10 protein-coding genes and 3 rRNA genes are annotated in these 17518 nt (G+C 66.0%); 1 reads left to right on the top strand and 12 read right to left on the bottom strand.

The features are described 5' to 3' along the window. Positions 1 to 18: 18 nt before the first annotated feature. Positions 19 to 1086 (top strand): hypothetical protein, encoded by a 1068-nt coding sequence (locus DEI88_RS04830; protein WP_284183588.1) that lies wholly within the window; start codon positions 19 to 21, stop codon positions 1084 to 1086. A gap of 338 nt (positions 1087 to 1424) precedes the next feature. On the opposite strand, the gene rrf is transcribed toward DEI88_RS04830, so the two are convergent. The 12 genes from rrf to argC all read right to left on the bottom strand — a co-directional run bounded on the left by rrf (position 1425) and on the right by argC (position 17458). Then, positions 1425 to 1541: ribosomal RNA gene (rrf, locus tag DEI88_RS04825) — 5S ribosomal RNA — on the bottom strand. Positions 1542 to 1648: 107 nt separating this feature from the next. Further along, positions 1649 to 4777: ribosomal RNA gene (locus DEI88_RS04820) — 23S ribosomal RNA — on the bottom strand. Between the two features lie 502 nt (positions 4778 to 5279). Beyond that, positions 5280 to 6799: ribosomal RNA gene (locus DEI88_RS04815) — 16S ribosomal RNA — on the bottom strand. The 16S, 23S and 5S rRNA genes sit together here, the layout of an rRNA operon. 600 nt (positions 6800 to 7399) lie before the next feature. After that, a complete protein-coding gene (tyrS, locus tag DEI88_RS04810; protein ID WP_111037315.1) occupies positions 7400 to 8710 on the bottom strand; it encodes a tyrosine--tRNA ligase in 1311 nt (436 codons plus the stop codon). Positions 8711 to 8747: 37 nt separating this feature from the next. Continuing rightward, positions 8748 to 9407 carry a DNA-3-methyladenine glycosylase gene (locus DEI88_RS04805; protein WP_258370218.1) on the bottom strand — a complete coding sequence of 220 codons (660 nt, stop codon included), beginning with the start codon at positions 9405 to 9407 and terminating at the stop codon, positions 8748 to 8750. Beyond that, positions 9404 to 10843, bottom strand: coding sequence for an argininosuccinate lyase (gene argH, locus DEI88_RS04800; RefSeq protein ID WP_111013996.1), 1440 nt, complete (start codon positions 10841 to 10843; stop codon positions 9404 to 9406). The genes DEI88_RS04805 and argH overlap by 4 nt, the downstream gene beginning before the upstream one ends. 14 nt (positions 10844 to 10857) lie before the next feature. After that, on the bottom strand, positions 10858 to 12054 hold the full coding sequence (locus tag DEI88_RS04795) for an argininosuccinate synthase (RefSeq protein ID WP_111011138.1): 1197 nt from the start codon (positions 12052 to 12054) through the stop codon (positions 10858 to 10860). A 56-nt stretch (positions 12055 to 12110) separates the two neighbouring features. Further along, positions 12111 to 13040 (bottom strand): ornithine carbamoyltransferase, encoded by a 930-nt coding sequence (gene argF, locus DEI88_RS04790; protein WP_111072315.1) that lies wholly within the window; start codon positions 13038 to 13040, stop codon positions 12111 to 12113. Further along, on the bottom strand, positions 13037 to 14233 hold the full coding sequence (locus DEI88_RS04785) for an acetylornithine transaminase (protein WP_111011136.1): 1197 nt from the start codon (positions 14231 to 14233) through the stop codon (positions 13037 to 13039). The genes argF and DEI88_RS04785 overlap by 4 nt, the downstream gene beginning before the upstream one ends. Next, positions 14230 to 15207 (bottom strand): acetylglutamate kinase, encoded by a 978-nt coding sequence (argB, locus tag DEI88_RS04780; protein ID WP_111049626.1) that lies wholly within the window; start codon positions 15205 to 15207, stop codon positions 14230 to 14232. The genes DEI88_RS04785 and argB overlap by 4 nt, the downstream gene beginning before the upstream one ends. Continuing rightward, complete coding sequence (gene argJ, locus DEI88_RS04775; RefSeq protein WP_258375128.1) at positions 15207 to 16403, bottom strand: bifunctional glutamate N-acetyltransferase/amino-acid acetyltransferase ArgJ; 1197 nt, start codon at positions 16401 to 16403, stop codon at positions 15207 to 15209. Before argJ ends, argB begins: the two co-directional genes overlap by 1 nt. After that, on the bottom strand, positions 16400 to 17458 hold the full coding sequence (gene argC / locus DEI88_RS04770) for an N-acetyl-gamma-glutamyl-phosphate reductase (protein ID WP_111011134.1): 1059 nt from the start codon (positions 17456 to 17458) through the stop codon (positions 16400 to 16402). The genes argJ and argC overlap by 4 nt, the downstream gene beginning before the upstream one ends. Positions 17459 to 17518: the final 60 nt, after the last annotated feature.

The raw sequence follows: 17518 nt of genomic DNA, 5'->3' as shown, positions 1-17518 counted from the left end.
GGCGCTGACCGCGTGCGCGTGCGCGAGTTCCGGGTCGTCGTCGATGAGGAGTGCTGCGGCCACGAGGTGCTTCGCGACCCAGTCCGAGTTGTCCTTGCTCAACGTCTTCAGCTCGGCGCGCGCCTGGATGTCGAGATCACGGGGCTGGATGCCCTCGGGGACGTCCGGGTCGTCGTGACGCGGACGGATGGACCGAGTACCGAACGGATCGCGGTCGACGAAGGCGTCCCGCGACCCCTCACCGAAGCGAGCGCCTGCAGACCGGGAGCCGTCACCGAAGCGCGCACGCTCGCGTCCCCCGGCGCGCCCGTCCTGGCCGCGCGCCCGGTCGTCACGATCGCCGTACGGTCGACCGTCGCGCGGATCCTGACCGCGGCTGGCTCCGCCCGAACGGCCGCCATCGGAACCAGCACGACGGCCGGCCCCGGCAGGCCCGCGGTCATCACGCCGTTCACGGCGGTCGTCGCCGTACGGTCGGCGGTCGTCACCGCGCGTCCGGCGGTCGTCGCCGAAGCGCTTGCCCTCGTCGCTCCGGGCACGTCGGTCGTCGCCGGAGCGTGTGCGGTCGTCGCCGTACGGACGGCGGCCCCCGTCTGCCGGACGGGAGGCCCGGCCACCATCTCGTCCCGCCGCACCCCGACCCACGCCGCCATGATCGGGCCTCGCACCGCCTTGTCCGCGTCCGCGGTCGTCGCGCCATCCCTGGCGGTCCGTACGGGTGCCGTTCGCCCGGAAGTCCCGCCCGTCGCGGCGCGGACGCTCCCCCTCGGAAGGACGTTGAAGGCGCCCAGGACGATCACCGTCGGCACGGCCGGATCCTCGAGGTCCACCCTCGACACCGCGGCCGTTGCCGTCTCGCGGTCCCCCTCGGTACGAACTGCCTCCCCGATCGTCGCGACGCTCGAACTCCCGGGGTCCCCGCACGTACCCGCCGCGCTCAGCGCTCCGGCCTCCTCGGGGACCACGATCGCCGTCGGGGCGCACGACGTCACGCCGCTCACCGTTCTCCCGCCGGTGTCCGGCATCACGCCACGATGCGGTGCCCCGGTCGTCACCCGATCGACCGCGCCGACCGTCAGCCCCTGATCGAGGACCAGCGCCAGAACCGGGTGCCCCAGCGGAACCGTCACCTGTTCGACCACTGCTCGAGCGGGAGGTTCCGTCGCGTCGGTTGCGCCGGTCGTCGCGGGCTTCGTCTTCGGGGCTGTCGGCCACCATGGCTCCTCGTACGTTCATCCGGAGGTCGTACCGGAGTCGGTTCACTGTGTCGTTGTCCACGCTCAGTCCACCACGTGCCGGATGAATCCGCACACATGGCGCGACGGCGCACCGGGTTAAACAGAAATGGCCACCGGCCCTATCGGCATCCCGGGAACGAGTCCCAGGAGTCCGATGGAGGGCCGATGGCCATATCTTCACGTTGAGTCCGGCGGTGTCCTACTCTCCCACAAGGTCCCCCTTGCAGTACCATCGGCGCTGAGAGGCTTAGCTTCCGGGTTCGGAATGTGACCGGGCGTTTCCCTCTCGCTATGACCACCGGAACACCATCGATATTCACGATCATGTTCCGCAGTTGCTACGGATGATCCCCGATCGCATATCGGGAACCACAAAGTGGACGCGAGCCCCACCCGAACGGGTGGGAAGTGTAATCAAGTCATCGGCTTATTAGTACCGGTCAGCTCCACGGGTCGTTAGTCCCCGCTTCCACATCCGGCCTATCAACCCAGTCGTCTACTGGGAGCCTCTCACCCACAAGGGGCATGGAAATCTCATCTCGAAGACGGCTTCCCGCTTAGATGCTTTCAGCGGTTATCCGGTCCGAACGTAGCTAATCAGCGGTGCCCTTGGCAGAACAACTGACACACCAGAGGTTCGTCCATCCCGGTCCTCTCGTACTAGGGATAGATCTTCTCAAATTTCCTACGCGCGCAGCGGATAGGGACCGAACTGTCTCACGACGTTCTAAACCCAGCTCGCGTACCGCTTTAATGGGCGAACAGCCCAACCCTTGGGACCTACTCCAGCCCCAGGATGCGACGAGCCGACATCGAGGTGCCAAACCATGCCGTCGATATGGACTCTTGGGCAAGATCAGCCTGTTATCCCCGAGGTACCTTTTATCCGTTGAGCGACAGCGCTTCCACAAGCCACTGCCGGATCACTAGTCCCGACTTTCGTCCCTGCTCGACTTGTCAGTCTCACAGTCAAGCTCCCTTGTGCACTTACACTCGACACCTGATTGCCAACCAGGTTGAGGGAACCTTTGGGCGCCTCCGTTACTTTTTGGGAGGCAACCGCCCCAGTTAAACTACCCACCAGGCACTGTCCATGAACCCGATCAGGGTCCTACGTTAGACATCCAGAGTGACCAGAGTGGTATTTCAACAACGACTCCACGAACACTGGCGTGCCCGCTTCACAGTCTCCCACCTATCCTACACAAGCCACACCGAACACCAATACCAAGCTGTAGTAAAGGTCACGGGGTCTTTCCGTCCTGCTGCGCGTAACGAGCATCTTTACTCGTAGTGCAATTTCGCCGAGTTCGCGGTTGAGACAGCTGGGAAGTCGTTACGCCATTCGTGCAGGTCGGAACTTACCCGACAAGGAATTTCGCTACCTTAGGATGGTTATAGTTACCACCGCCGTTTACTGGGGCTTAAATTCTGAGCTTCGCCGTGAGGCTAACCCTTCCTCTTAACCTTCCAGCACCGGGCAGGCGTCAGTCCGTATACATCGTCTTGCGACTTCGCACGGACCTGTGTTTTTAGTAAACAGTCGCTTCCCACTGGTCTCTGCGGCCTTCCCCGCTCCCGGAGCAAGTCCGTTCACGGTTCCGGCCCCCCTTCTCCCGAAGTTACGGGGGCATTTTGCCGAGTTCCTTAACCACGATTCTCTCGATCTCCTTGGTATTCTCTACCTGACCACCTGAGTCGGTTTCGGGTACGGGCAGCTGCAACCTCGCGTCGATGCTTTTCTCGGCAGCATAGGATCACTGAATTCCCCATGACGGGTATGCATCGGATCTCAGGCGTACAGACGACGGATTTGCCTATCGTCAGCCCTACATCCTTACACCAGGTTCACCTTACGGATACCATCGCCTGGCTCAGCTACCTTCCTGCGTCACACCTGTTAATACGCTAGCCGCACCAGCATGGGGTCGAGCGTTAGACCGGACGTCCATCACCCCGAAGGGATCAGGATCGAGCCGGGTTAGGACTCTTAGCACCACTGGATTGACTGGGACGGTTGTTCGCCGGTACGGGAATATCAACCCGTTGTCCATCGACTACGCCTGTCGGCCTCGCCTTAGGTCCCGACTTACCCAGGGCGGATTAGCCTGGCCCTGGAACCCTTGGTCTTTCGGAGGACGGGTTTCTCACCCGTCTTTCGCTACTCATGCCTGCATTCTCACTCGTGTGGCGTCCACGGCTGGATCACTCCGCCGCTTCACTCGCCACACGACGCTCTCCTACCACTCCGTACGACTGAACCACGAAGGCTTGTCTGGGTACGAAATCTACAACTTCGGCGGTGTGCTTGAGCCCCGTTACATTGTCGGCGCGGAATCACTTGACCAGTGAGCTATTACGCACTCTTTCAAGGGTGGCTGCTTCTAAGCCAACCTCCTGGTTGTCTGTGCAACTCCACATCCTTTCCCACTTAGCACACGCTTAGGGGCCTTAGTTGGTAGTCTGGGTTGTTTCCCTCTCGACGATGAAGCTTATCCCCCACCGTCTCACTGCTGCGCTCTCACTTACCGGCATTCGGAGTTTGGCTGACGTCAGTAACCTTGTAGGGCCCATCGGCCATCCAGTAGCTCTACCTCCGGCAAGAAACACGCAACGCTGCACCTAAATGCATTTCGGAGAGAACCAGCTATCACGAAGTTTGATTGGCCTTTCACCCCTATCCACAGCTCATCCCCTCCATTTTCAACTGAAGTGGGTTCGGGCCTCCACGACGTCTTACCGTCGCTTCACCCTGGCCATGGATAGATCACTTCGCTTCGGGTCTAGGACATGCGACTGGATCGCCCTATTCAGACTCGCTTTCGCTACGGCTACCCCACACGGGTTAACCTCGCCACATATCGCTAACTCGCAGGCTCATTCTTCAAAAGGCACGCTGTCACCCCAACAAGGAGGCTCCAACGGTTTGTAAGCAAACGGTTTCAGGTACTATTTCACTCCCCTCCCGGGGTACTTTTCACCTTTCCCTCACGGTACTTGTCCGCTATCGGTCATCTGGGAGTATTTAGGCTTATCAGGTGGTCCTGACAGATTCACACGGGATTTCTCGGGCCCCGTGCTACTTGGGATACACATCCGGCCATAACACCATTTCGTCTACGGGGCTGGCACCCACTACGGCCCGGCTTTCAAACCGGTTCGACTATGATGCGCTGTAACCGCCCCAGTCCGGCAGAACTGAGCGACGTGTCCCACAACCCCGACCATGCAACGCCCGCCGGCTATCACACATGATCGGTTTAGCCTCATCCGCTTTCGCTCGCCACTACTCACGGAATCACATGTTGTTTTCTCTTCCTGTGGGTACTGAGATGTTTCACTTCCCCACGTTCCCTCTACCCGCCCTATACATTCAGGCGGGAGTCACCAGGTCGCAAAACGCCTGGCGGGGTTTCCCCATTCGGAAATCCTCGGCTCACAGCTCGATTATCAGCTCCCCGAGGCTTATCGCAGATTTCTACGTCCTTCTTCGGCTCCAGATGCCAAGGCATCCACCGTTTGCTCTTAGAAACTTGACCACAAAGATTGCCGCGCACCGAAAACGATGCACGGCCTCAGTGTTGACTCGTCCCAACGCCAAACGACGTCAGGAGCGAATCGCACTCTTGTGACACCAGCCGACCCACCACCAACCACGAAAGCCGGCGACGAATCAGCAAGCGTCTAAGATGCTCGCGTCCACTGTGTAGTTCTCAACATACGATCGGCACCAGCCCGCCCCGACCAACCGGTCGACTTGGCACTGGCCCAACGAGGGGGCATCAAGCCCCAACCCCCACCACCACACAGGCAGCAGGGAAGCCTGGTCCCTCAGGACCCAACAACGTGCACGGCCCGAACCTCACCCACAGACCCGTTCCAACCGGCCGAAACCGACGTACTAGCATCCACGAGATCCATCCGGACCCACTGTCAATGTTCCACCCATGAGCTACCGGCGAGAACATTCGTCTCGATCCGGCGCCTGGACACCACCCCCAACCCGAACGGGCCAGGCCAGCAGTGCCAGATGCTCCTTAGAAAGGAGGTGATCCAGCCGCACCTTCCGGTACGGCTACCTTGTTACGACTTAGTCCTAATCACCGATCCCACCTTCGACGGCTCCTTCCACAAGGGTTAGGCCACCGGCTTCGGGTGTTACCGACTTTCATGACTTGACGGGCGGTGTGTACAAGGCCCGGGAACGTATTCACCGCAGCGTTGCTGATCTGCGATTACTAGCGACTCCGACTTCATGAGGTCGAGTTGCAGACCTCAATCCGAACTGAGACCGGCTTTTTGGGATTCGCTCCACCTTACGGTATCGCAGCCCTTTGTACCGGCCATTGTAGCATGCGTGAAGCCCAAGACATAAGGGGCATGATGATTTGACGTCATCCCCACCTTCCTCCGAGTTGACCCCGGCAGTCTCCTATGAGTCCCCGGCCGAACCGCTGGCAACATAGAACGAGGGTTGCGCTCGTTGCGGGACTTAACCCAACATCTCACGACACGAGCTGACGACAACCATGCACCACCTGTACACCGACCACAAGGGGGCGACCATCTCTGGCCGTTTCCGGTGTATGTCAAGCCTTGGTAAGGTTCTTCGCGTTGCATCGAATTAATCCGCATGCTCCGCCGCTTGTGCGGGCCCCCGTCAATTCCTTTGAGTTTTAGCCTTGCGGCCGTACTCCCCAGGCGGGGCGCTTAATGCGTTAGCTACGACACAGAAACCGTGGAAAGGTCCCTACATCTAGCGCCCAACGTTTACGGCGTGGACTACCAGGGTATCTAATCCTGTTCGCTCCCCACGCTTTCGCTCCTCAGCGTCAGTTACGGCCCAGAGATCTGCCTTCGCCATCGGTGTTCTTCCTGATATCTGCGCATTCCACCGCTACACCAGGAGTTCCAATCTCCCCTACCGCACTCTAGTCTGCCCGTACCCACTGCAAGCCCGAGGTTGAGCCTCGGGATTTCACAGCAGACGCGACAAACCGCCTACGAGCTCTTTACGCCCAATAATTCCGGACAACGCTTGCACCCTACGTATTACCGCGGCTGCTGGCACGTAGTTAGCCGGTGCTTTTTCTGCAGGTACCGTCACTTTCGCTTCTTCCCTACTAAAAGAGGTTTACAACCCGAAGGCCGTCATCCCTCACGCGGCGTTGCTGCATCAGGCTTTCGCCCATTGTGCAATATTCCCCACTGCTGCCTCCCGTAGGAGTCTGGGCCGTGTCTCAGTCCCAGTGTGGCCGGTCACCCTCTCAGGCCGGCTACCCGTCGTCGGCTTGGTGAGCCATTACCTCACCAACTACCTGATAGGCCGCGAGTCCATCCCCAACCAAAATTCTTTCCACGACCAGACCATGCGATCGGCCGTCATATCCAGTATTAGACGTCGTTTCCAACGCTTATCCCAGAGTCAGGGGCAGGTTACTCACGTGTTACTCACCCGTTCGCCACTAATCCGCCCAGCAAGCTGGGCATCATCGTTCGACTTGCATGTGTTAAGCACGCCGCCAGCGTTCGTCCTGAGCCAGGATCAAACTCTCCGTAAAAAACGTTCCCAACCACTCCGAAGAGCAGAAGGCGAATTTGATGCTGACTGAAAAGACTGTCTACTGACAATCATTCAATCCAAAGGAATCGTCCACGAACGCGCCAACCCGAAGGCCGACACGCACGGGGTCAATAAATTGGCATTGACAATGTGCACGCTGTTGAGTTCTCAAGGACCAGACGCGTCCGCTCATCCACCCGGGAACCCCCGGACATCAGCAACGAAGCTGTGTTCTTGGTTGTGCAACCGATGTGCATCCCCCTACACGAGGTGGATGGCTCATCCCGAAGGAGAGGACCAGTTGCAGGTTTTACATCCTAAGCGTCGAAGCGATCAGGCGCAAGTCCCGATCAGAACCTCGGTGGAGGACGGTCCCGCTTGAGGCCGGCTCGCTCCGGGACACTGTCCCGGCCGCTCCGCCGCACCTTTGGGGTGACGAGTGATTACTTTACGCACCACCCCACCACCCAGCAAACCACCCCACATCCCGGGCGTGTCGCGGCCGCCTTCAGGATGCACCGCCAGTGCTGATGGGCGCCCCAGGTACGACAGAACGCCCGTCCTCACCGGGAGTCCGGGCGTTCGTGGTCGAGGCGGTTCAGCCGATGGTGACGCCGGCCAACGTCTTCTTCCCGCGCCGGAGCACGACCACTCCCCCGGCCAGGACATCAGCGTCGATGCGCGCAGTCGGGTCGGTGACTCGCTGGTTGTTCACCGAGACCCCGCCCTCCTCGATCGCACGCCGGGCCTTGCCGAGGGACTCGACGAGTCCGGTCTCCACCAGCGCGCGTGCGACGTCGACGTCGGGTGCGAGCGTGACCGACGGCAACTCCGCGATCGCGGCGCGGAGGGTCCCCGTGTCCAGGGCGGCGAGGTCACCGTTGCCGAACAGCGCCGACGCGGCCTCGATCGCCGCCCGCGTCGCCGCTTCGCCGTGCACCAGCGACGTCACCGCGAACGCGAGCGCGCGCTGGGCTTCTCGCCGGAAGGGCTCGTCCGCCACCGCGTGCTCGAGCCGCTCGATCTCGGCGCGCGAGAGGAACGTGAACGCCTTGAGCCGCTCGATGACGTCCGCGTCCGCCGTGTTGAGCCAGAACTGGTAGAACGCGTACGGCGTCGTCATCTCCGGGTCGAGCCAGACGGCGTTGCCCTCGCTCTTGCCGAACTTCGTGCCGTCGGAGTTCGTGATGAGCGGAGTCCCGAGCGCGTGGACGACGGCACCCTCGGTGCGGCGGATCAGTTCGGTGCCGCTCGTCAGGTTGCCCCACTGGTCGCTGCCGCCCGTCTGCAACGTGCAGCCGTACTGACGGTGGAGCTCGCGGTAGTCGAGGCCCTGGAGGATCTGGTAGCTGAACTCGGTGTAGCTGATCCCGGCGTCCGAGTTCAGCCGAGCTGCCACCGCGTCCTTGCGGAGCATCGTGTTGACGCGGAAGTACTTGCCGATGTCACGCAGGAAGTCGATGGCGGACAGCGGCGCCGTCCAGTCGAGGTTGTTCACCATGCGCAGCCCGTTCTCGCCGTCGGGGCTGAGGAACCGCGACACCTGCGCGCGGAGGCGCGTCACCCACTCCTCGACGGTCGCGCGGTCGTTGAGGGTCCGTTCGGCGGTCGGTCGGGGGTCACCGATGAGCCCGGTGGACCCACCGACCAGGCCGAGCGGCTTGTGGCCGGCCAGCTGCAGTCGGCGCATGAGCAGGAGCTGGTACAGGTTCCCGCAGTGCAGGCTCGGCGCGGTCGGGTCGAACCCGCAGTAGTACGTCAACGGACCGGCTTCGAGCGCTGCCCGCAATGCGGTCTCGTCGGTCGAGACGTGGACGAGCCCGCGCCACTGCAGTTCGTCCCAGATCGAGTCGAAGGACGGGTCGTTCTGCTGGCGCGTCAGGACCTCGGGAACGGTATCGCTGGGCACCCCGTCATCGTAGTGCGCGTCGCCCACCCGACTGCGCTCAGTCCGTCGCCTGGGGATGGCGCCGGTACGAGGACACGGTCGGTTCGCCCGTCAACCAGAATCGCCAAGGGAACGCGCGCCCTCCCGCCACGCCCCCGACACCGACCCGCGGGCCGACGGAGATCCGCGGTCTGCCGTCCGCGAGGGATTCGTCGAGGAGCGCGGTCGTCGACGAGGCGAGTCGCTCCTCCAGTCCGTCGGCGAAGCGGAGGACGTAGGGTCCGCGGCCGTCGAGCACGCTCGAACCGTCGTCCGCGAGCATCGCGCCGAGCGCCTGACCGAGGTTGCCCGGCCCGCGGGCGAGACCGACGTCGGGCACGCGGTCACCGCGTCGCTCCCGCGCAAGCGAGACGCCCTCGACCACCGCGCCCGCGCGCAGCAACGACCCGGAGGCGAATCCGTCCGGTCCACTGACGACGTTGAGGCAGGTGTGGATGCCGTACGAGCGATAGGCGTACAGGGTCCCTGGCGCACCGAACAGGTGGCGGTTGCGCTGCCGCGGACCGCGGAACGCGTGCGACCCGGGGTCGGTCTCGCCCATGTAGGCCTCGACCTCGGTGATGCGCACGGTCACGCCGCGACCGGTGATGGTCGCACCGAGCAGTGCGGGAGCAGCCGCCAGCGCGGGCTCACCGAGCACCCCCGCCTCGTCGATCACGCGAGCGGCGCCGCCTCGGTCAGCGATCGGATCCGAGCGGTGAGGGCCACGACCTGTTCGGCGACGCGCTCCGGTGCCGTCCCTCCGGCACCAGCGCGACTGGCGACGCTCCCCTCGACGGTCAGGACCGAGCGGACGTCCGGGGTCAGGTGTTCGGAGACGGACCGGTAATCCGCATCACTCGGTTCGTCGAGCTCGAGGCCGCGCTCCTCGCAGAAGCGCACCAAGGCACCCGAGATCTCGTGCGCGTCACGGAACACCACACCGCGGCGCACCAGCCACTCGGCCACGTCCGTCGCGAGGGAGAACCCCTGCGGCGCGAGCGTCGCCATGCGCTGCGTGTCGAACTCGACGGTCGCGACCATGCCGGTGAACGCCGGGAGCAGCACCTCGAGTTGCGTGACGGAGTCGAACACCGGCTCCTTGTCCTCTTGGAGATCGCGGTTGTACGCCAACGGGAGTCCCTTGAGCGTCGCGAGCAGCCCGGTGAGGTTGCCGATGAGGCGGCCGCTCTTGCCGCGCGCGAGCTCCGCGATGTCCGGGTTCTTCTTCTGCGGCATGATGCTCGACCCGGTCGAGAACCCGTCGTGCAGCCGCACGAAGCCGAACTCCTTCGTGTTCCAGACGATGAGTTCCTCGGCCAGCCGCGACACGTCGATCCCGATCTGCGCGGTGACGTAGGCGAATTCCGCCACGACGTCGCGCGACGCCGTCGCGTCGATCGAGTTCTCGGTGGGGCGAGCGAATCCCAGGTCTGCCGCGACCGCGGCGGGATCGAGACCGAGTGAGCTCCCGGCGAGCGCACCCGCGCCGTAGGGGGACGCGGATGCCCGGGAGGCCCAGTCACGGAAGCGCTCGAGGTCACGGACCAGCGGCCAAGCGTGGGCGAGCAGGTGGTGCGCGAGCAACACCGGCTGCGCGTGCTGCAGGTGCGTGCGCCCGGGCATCACGGCGTCACGGTGGGCGTCCGCCTGCGCACTGAGCGCGTCGATGAGGTCCACCAGCAGGTGCCCGATCCGTCGCGCGTGGTCGAGCAGGTACAGCCGCACCAGCGTCGCGATCTGGTCGTTCCGGCTGCGGCCGGCCCGGAGCTTCCCACCGAGGTCGCCCCCGATGTCCTCGATGAGCAGACGCTCGAGCGCCGAGTGCACGTCCTCGTCGTCCTGGCCCGGTCGGGCCGTGCCGGCCGCGACCGCAGCGTCCAGGCGGTCGAGACCGTCCAGCATCCGGCTGAGTTCGTCCTCGGACAGGTACCCGGCCACCGCGAGAGCGCGGGCGTGTGCCCGCGACCCCGCGATGTCGTACGGCGCCAGCTGCCAGTCGAACTGCGTGGACCTGCTCAGTTCGACGAGCTCCGGGGAGGGACCGCTGCTGAACCGCCCGCCCCACAGCGCGCCGGCTTCGCCGGCCCTGCTCGTGCTCTGCTCGTCCGCCATGCCGCCGCTCCGCCTCAGTTGGCCAGGTCGCGCCGAGCGGAGATCTTGCTCGGCAGGGACCAGATCTCGATGAAGCCCTTGGACAGCGACTGGTCGAACGTGTCGCCCGTGTCGTACGTGGCGAGGTCGAAGTCGTACAGGGACTGCTCGCTCCGACGGCCCGTCACGGTCGCACGGCCGCCGTGCAGCTGCAGGCGGATGTCACCGGACACGTACTGCTGGGTGTCCTCGATGAACGCGTCGAGGCTGCGCTTGAGCCCGGAGAACCAGAGACCGTCGTACACGAGGTTCGCCCACTCGGACTCGACCCCGCGCTTGTAGCGGTTGACGTCACGTTCGAGCGTCAGGCTCTCGAGTTCCTCGTGCGCCGCGATGAGCGCCATCGCGGCGGGCGCTTCGTAGACCTCGCGGCTCTTGATGCCGACGAGCCGGTCCTCGACCACGTCGATCCGCCCGACGCCGTGCTTGCCCGCCAGTGCGTTGAGCTCCTGCACGATGCGGAGTGCGCTGAAGCGCTGTCCGTCGATCGCGACCGGTACGCCGTGCTCGAACGTGATGGTGACCTCGTCCGCGGCGCGCTCGACCGTCGGGTCCTGCGTGTACGAGTACAGGTCCTCGATCGGCGGGTTCCAGGGGTCCTCGAGGAACCCGGTCTCCACGGCGCGGCCCCAGACGTTCTGGTCGATCGAGTACGGCGACTTCTTGCTCTGCTCGATGGGCAGGTCGTGCTCCTGCGCGTACACGATCGCCTTGTCGCGCGTGAGTGCGAGGTCCCGGACCGGCGCGACACTCGTCAGGTCGGGGGCGATCGCGGCGACCGCTGCCTCGAACCGGACCTGGTCGTTGCCCTTGCCGGTGCAGCCGTGGGCGACGCTGTCCGCGCCGAGCTGCTTGGCGGTGAGGGCGAGGTGCTTCGCGATGAGCGGCCGGCTCAGGGCGGACACGAGCGGGTACCGCTTCTGGTAGAGGGCGTTCGCCTTGAGCGCCGGCATCAGGTAGTCGTCGGCGAACTCGTCCTTGGCGTCGACGACGATCGACTCGACGGCGCCGCAGTCGAGCGCGCGCTGACGGATGCGGTCCATGTCCTCGCCGCCCTGGCCGACGTCGACGGCGAGTGCCACGACCTCCTTGCCGGTGGCGTCCTTGAGCCATCCGATGCCGACGGAGGTGTCGAGCCCTCCGGAGTACGCGAGTACGACGCGGTCTGCCATGGTTCTCCTTCTCAGGGGATGCGGGGTGCGGGGTGGATGTTCGTCGCGGGCCGAGGTCAGTCGGCCGCGTGGTCGAGGAGCCAGGCGAGAAGGGCCTTCTGCGCGTGCAGTCGGTTCTCGGCCTCGTCCCAGATGATGCTCCGCGGACCGTCGATGACCGCTTCGGTCACCTCGTAGCCGCGGTCGGCGGGCAGGCAGTGCATGAACACGGCGTCGGCGGCGGCGTGCGCCATGAGCTCGTCGTCGACGCGGTACCCGGCGAAGGTCTCGAGGCGCGCTTGCTTCTCGTCCTCCTTGCCCATGGACACCCAGGTGTCGGTGACGACGACGTCGGCACCGCTCACCGCCGCGACGGGATCCGTCACGACGAGGGCGGAGCCACCGGTCCGCGCGCCGACGCGCTCGGCGTCGGCGACGACCTGCCGGTCGGGTGCGAACGCGACGGGGGCCGCGACACGGACGTGCATGCCCGCGGTCGTCCCCGCGAGCAGGTAGGACTGGGCCATGTTGCTCGCGCCGTCGCCGACGAAGGCGATCGTCTGACCGGCGAGCGTGCCCCGGTGCTCGCGGATCGTCAGGAGGTCCGCGAGGAGCTGGCAGGGATGGAAGTCGTCCGACAGCGCGTTCACGACCGGCACCGTGGTCCCGGCGGCCATCTCCTCGAGCCCGGCCTGCGCGTACGTGCGCCAGACGATGGCGGACACCATCCGTTCGAGCACGCGCGCCGTGTCGGACGGGGTCTCCTTGCCGCCGAGCTGACTGTTGGCGGTGGAGATGATGAGCGGGCTGCCCCCGAGGTCGCTGATGCCGACGTGGAACGACACGCGCGTCCGGGTGGAGGACTTGTCGAAGATGACCGCCACGCTCTGCGGCCCCGCCAGCGGCTTCGCGCCCCAGCGGTCGACCTTCATCGCCGCGGCGAGGTCGAGGATCTCGAGCTGCTCCGCCTGGGTGAGGTCGTCGTCCCGGAGGAAATGGCGGGTCATGCCGCTGCCTCCATCGCCTGCGCGAGGATCACCAGGAACTCGTCGATCTCGGCGTCGGACACGATGAGCGGCGGTGCGATCCGGATGGATGACTCGTTCGGAGCGTTGACGATGAGCCCGCGCTCGAGCGCGGCCGTGTTGATCGCGGGGGCGACGGGTCGGGTGAGTCCGATCCCGACGAGGAGGCCCTCGCCCCGCACCTCGTCGACGAGCGGGCTGCCGATGGCTGCGATCCCGGCGCGGATGCGCTCGCCCTTGCCGCGCGCCGCCTCCACGAGCCCGGTGGTCTCGATCTCGCCGAGCACTGCGTTCGCGACCCGCGTCGCCAACGGGTTCCCGCCGAAGGTGGACCCGTGCTGGCCTGCGGAGAACAGGTCGGACGCCCACCCGAACGTGACGAGTGCGCCGATCGGGAAGCCTCCGGCGATGCCCTTCGCGATCGTGATCGCGTCGGGCGTGATCCCGTGCCCCTGGAAGGCGAACCACGACCCGGTGCGTCCCACGCCGGTCTGGATCTCGTCGAGGATGAGCAACGCGCCGTGCTGCTCCGTCAGCGCTCGCGCCGCCGCGAGGAAGCCCTCGGGCAGGTCGACGACGCCGGCCTCGCCCTTGATCGGTTCGAGCACGAGTGCGGCGACATGGTCGTCGATCGCGGCCTCGAGCGCCTCGATGGTGGAGTCGATGTGTTCGACCCCGGGGATCATCGGCTCGAAGTCCTCGCGGAGGGCGGGCTTGCCGGTGAGCGCGAGGGCACCCATCGTGCGTCCGTGGAACGAGTTCTGCAACGCGAGGATCCGCGTGCGGGACCCGTCGCCCTTGTTCAGCCGTGCGAGCTTGAACGCGGCTTCGTTCGCCTCGGCCCCGGAGTTACCGAAGTAGACGCGACCCGCGTCCCCCGCGCCGGTGATGCGCTTGAGGCGTTCCGCGAGCTCGAGCTGCGGCGGCGTGGCGAAGTAGTTCGACACGTGCATGAGCTTCGACGCCTGGTCCGTCACGGCCTCGACCACCGCGGGGTGGGCATGACCGAGCGAGTTCACGGCGATGCCCGCCAGGAAGTCGAGGTACTCCTTGCCGTCGACGTCCCACACCCGGCAGCCGCGGCCACGCTCGAGCATGATCTTCGGTGGGGTCAGCGATCGCATGAGCGACGCGCCGAACCGGTCGTTCCAGCCAGTCTGGGTCGTCATGCTCATGCTTCGTTCCGTTCGTCAGCAGCGGCCAGGTGTCCGGGCGCGCGTCGTTCGTTGGGGATGACCTCGGTGCCGGCACCGCGCAGGGTGAACACCTCGAGGAGGATGGAGTGCGGGATACGGCCGTCGATGATGGTCGCGCCGCCGACGCCCGCGACCACGGCATCGAGACAGGCGGTCATCTTCGGGATCATGCCGGACTCGAGGCTCGGCAGGAGTTCCCGGAGTTCGTCGACCGAGATGAGGTCGATCACGGAGTCCCGGTCGGGCCAGTTCCGGTACAGCCCCGGCACGTCGGTCAGCATCATGAGCTTCGACGCGCGCAGCGCGATCGCCAGGGCTGCCGCCGCGGCGTCGGCGTTCACGTTGAGGGCCTGCTCCGGATCGCTCTCGTCGATCGCGATGCTCGACACCACCGGGATCCGGTTGGCCTCGATCGCGGCGAGCACCTCGGTTGGGTCGACCTCGGTGATGTCGCCGACGTGACCGAGGTCGAACTCCTCGCCGTCGATGACCACACCGCGCTTGTGCCCGGAGAACAACGAGCCGCCGTCGCCGGACACGCCGACCCCGAGTCCGGCGCCGTGCTCGTCGAGCAGGTCGACGATCTCGCGGTTGACCTCACCGGCCAGGACGTCGCGCACGACCGTGATCGCTTCGGTCGTGGTGACGCGGTACCCGCCACGGAACTCCGACGCGATGCCCTGTTGCTCGAGCGCGGCCGAGATCTGCGGGCCGCCACCGTGCACCACCACCGGGTGGAGCCCCGCGTAGCGCAGGTAGACCATGTCCTCGGCGAACGCGCGCTTGAGGTCGTCGTTCACCATCGCGTTGCCGCCGAACTTCACGACGACGACCTTGCCGGAGTAGCGCTTGATCCAGGGCAGCGACTCGATGAGCGTGGCGGCCTTGACCGCGGCGAGTTCCTGGTCCTCGGTGAGGAGTCCGTCGTTGTCCACGTGTGTTCCGTTCGCCATCAGCTCGAGTACGCGCTGTTCTCGTGCACGTAGTCGTGCGTCAGGTCGTTCGTCAGGATCGTCGCCGCGTGGGGGCCGACCCCGAGGTCGATGTGCACGTGCGTGTCGCGCGGCGTCAGGTCGACCTGGTCGCTCGGGCGGTCCGGAGCACCGGCGTGACACACGCGGACCCCGTTCATGCTGACGTCGACCGCGTACGGGTCGAACTCGGCGTCTGTCGTGCCGATCGCCGCGAGCACCCGCCCCCAGTTGGGGTCGTTGCCGAACACGGCGGCCTTGAACAGGTTGTTGCGGGCGACGCTGCGCCCGACCGTCACCGCGTCGTCCTCGCTGGCCGCGCCGACGACCTCGATCGCGATGTCGTGGCTCGCGCCCTCGGCGTCCTGCTGAAGCTGACGCGCGAGGTCCGCGCACACCGCGGTGAGGGCCTCCTGGAAGTCACCGACCTCGGGGGTCGTCCCGGAGGCGCCGGAGGCCATGAGCACGACCGTGTCGTTCGTGGACATGCAGCCGTCGGAGTCGACGCGGTCGAACGTGACGCGTGTTGCCGCGCGGAGGGCCTGGTCCAGCGCGTCCGACGCCAGGTCGGCATCCGTCGTGATCACCACGAGCATCGTCGCGAGCCCGGGCGCGAGCATCCCGGCGCCCTTCGCCATGCCACCGATCGTCCAGCCGTCGACGGACACCACCGACTGCTTGGCGTGCGTGTCGGTGGTGATGATCGCCTCGGCTGCCGCCGGACCGCCGTCGGTGCTGAGCCCGGCGGCAGCCAGTCCGACACCACGGAGCACGCCCTCGCGGAAGGCCTCGCCTCCGACCCCGATGAGGCCGGTCGAGCACACCACGACGTCAGCTGCACCGACACCGATGACGTCGGCCACCGCCTCGGCCGTCTGGTGCGTCGTCTGGAACCCGAAGGACCCGGTGAAGCAGTTCGCACCGCCCGAGTTGAGGACGACCGCACGCGCGACGCCGTCCGCGACGACCTGCTGGGACCAGATGACCGGGTTCGCCTTCGCCCGGTTGCTCGTGAACACCGCGGCGACCGCGTCGGACGGACCGTCGTTGACGACGAGGGCGACGTCCGGCCTGCCACTCGGCTTCAAGCCGGCGGTCACGCCCGTCGCGCGGAACCCGGCCGCGGCCGTGACGCCCTGGAGGGACGGCACCGCGGTCCCGTCGGTCACCGCGCTCACGGGGCGACTCCGTCGATCGAGAGACCGAGCGTCTCCGGCAGACCGAGCGCGATGTTGGTGGACTGCACAGCGGCACCGGCCGTGCCCTTGGCCAAGTTGTCCAGCGCCGAGATCGCGACGACGCGTCGAGCGGCCTCGTCGACCGCGATGCCCACGAGCGCCGTGTTCGCACCGACCGTGTCCGCGACGCGCGGGTACTCGCCCTCGGGCAGGAGGTGGACGAACGGTTCGTCGGCGTACGCCTGTTCCCAGGCCAGCCGGACGTCGTGCGCGCCCACACCGGGCGCGAGCCGCGCGGACGTGGTCGCGAGGATGCCCCGGGCCATCGGGACGAGCACGGGTGTGAAGGACACCCGCACCGACGAGGCCCCGGCGACGCGGAGGTTCTGCTGGATCTCCGGCACGTGCCGGTGCGTGCCCCCGACCGCGTAGGCGGACGCGGACCCCAGGATCTCGGCGGCCAGGTAGGTCGTCGCGAGCTTCTTGCCCGCACCCGACGGCCCGACGCTCAGCACCGCGACGATGTCGTCCGTCTCCACGACGCCCGCGGCGACCCCGGGCGCGATCCCCAGGGTCACGGCGGTGACGTTGCACCCCGGTACTGCGATGCGCTTCGTCCCGACGAGCTCGGACCGTTGCTTGGCGGCGGCGCCCGATCCGCCGGCCCGCACGAGTTCGGGTAGGCCGTACGTCCACGCGCCGTGGTACGCACCGCCGTAGAACGCCGACCAGTCGGCCGGGTCCGTCAGACGGTGGTCCGCACCGCAGTCGACCACGAGGGCGTCGTCCCCGAGCTGCTCGGTGATCGCGCCGGACTGGCCGTGGGGCAGCGCGAGGAACACGACGTCGTGCCCGCGCAGCTGCTCCGGGGTGGTCTCGGTCAGGGTGAGGTGTGCGAGCGAGCGGAGGTGCGGCTGCGTCGCGATGAGCGGTTGTCCGGCGTTCGAGAACGCCGTCACCGTCCTGACGTCGAACTCGGGATGGGCGGAGAGCACGCGCAGGAGCTCCCCACCCGCGTAGCCGCTGGCTCCCGCCACGGCGACGGATACGGACATGGGTTCCACCTTGATGATCGGACTTCGGTCGAGGGAGTCGGAGGCGGCGACCCCGGGCGA

This window comes from Curtobacterium sp. MCBD17_003 (assembly GCF_003234885.2).
Taxonomy (GTDB): domain Bacteria; phylum Actinomycetota; class Actinomycetes; order Actinomycetales; family Microbacteriaceae; genus Curtobacterium.
Note: the sequence above shows the minus strand (reverse complement) of the source record. Positions and strands in the feature narration are given on the sequence as shown.

What these genes read in the sequence shown, in the direction of transcription:
- argF (WP_111072315.1), bottom strand. Translation starts at nt 13,040, where the DNA reads ATGACCCGCCATTTCCTCCGGGACGACGACCTCACCCAGGCGGAGCAG.
- DEI88_RS04795 (WP_111011138.1), bottom strand. Translation starts at nt 12,054, where the DNA reads ATGGCAGACCGCGTCGTACTCGCGTACTCCGGAGGGCTCGACACCTCC.
- argC (WP_111011134.1), bottom strand. Translation starts at nt 17,458, where the DNA reads ATGTCCGTATCCGTCGCCGTGGCGGGAGCCAGCGGCTACGCGGGTGGG.
- argH (WP_111013996.1), bottom strand. Translation starts at nt 10,843, where the DNA reads ATGGCGGACGAGCAGAGCACGAGCAGGGCCGGCGAAGCCGGCGCGCTG.
- DEI88_RS04785 (WP_111011136.1), bottom strand. Translation starts at nt 14,233, where the DNA reads ATGAGCATGACGACCCAGACTGGCTGGAACGACCGGTTCGGCGCGTCG.
- argB (WP_111049626.1), bottom strand. Translation starts at nt 15,207, where the DNA reads ATGGCGAACGGAACACACGTGGACAACGACGGACTCCTCACCGAGGAC.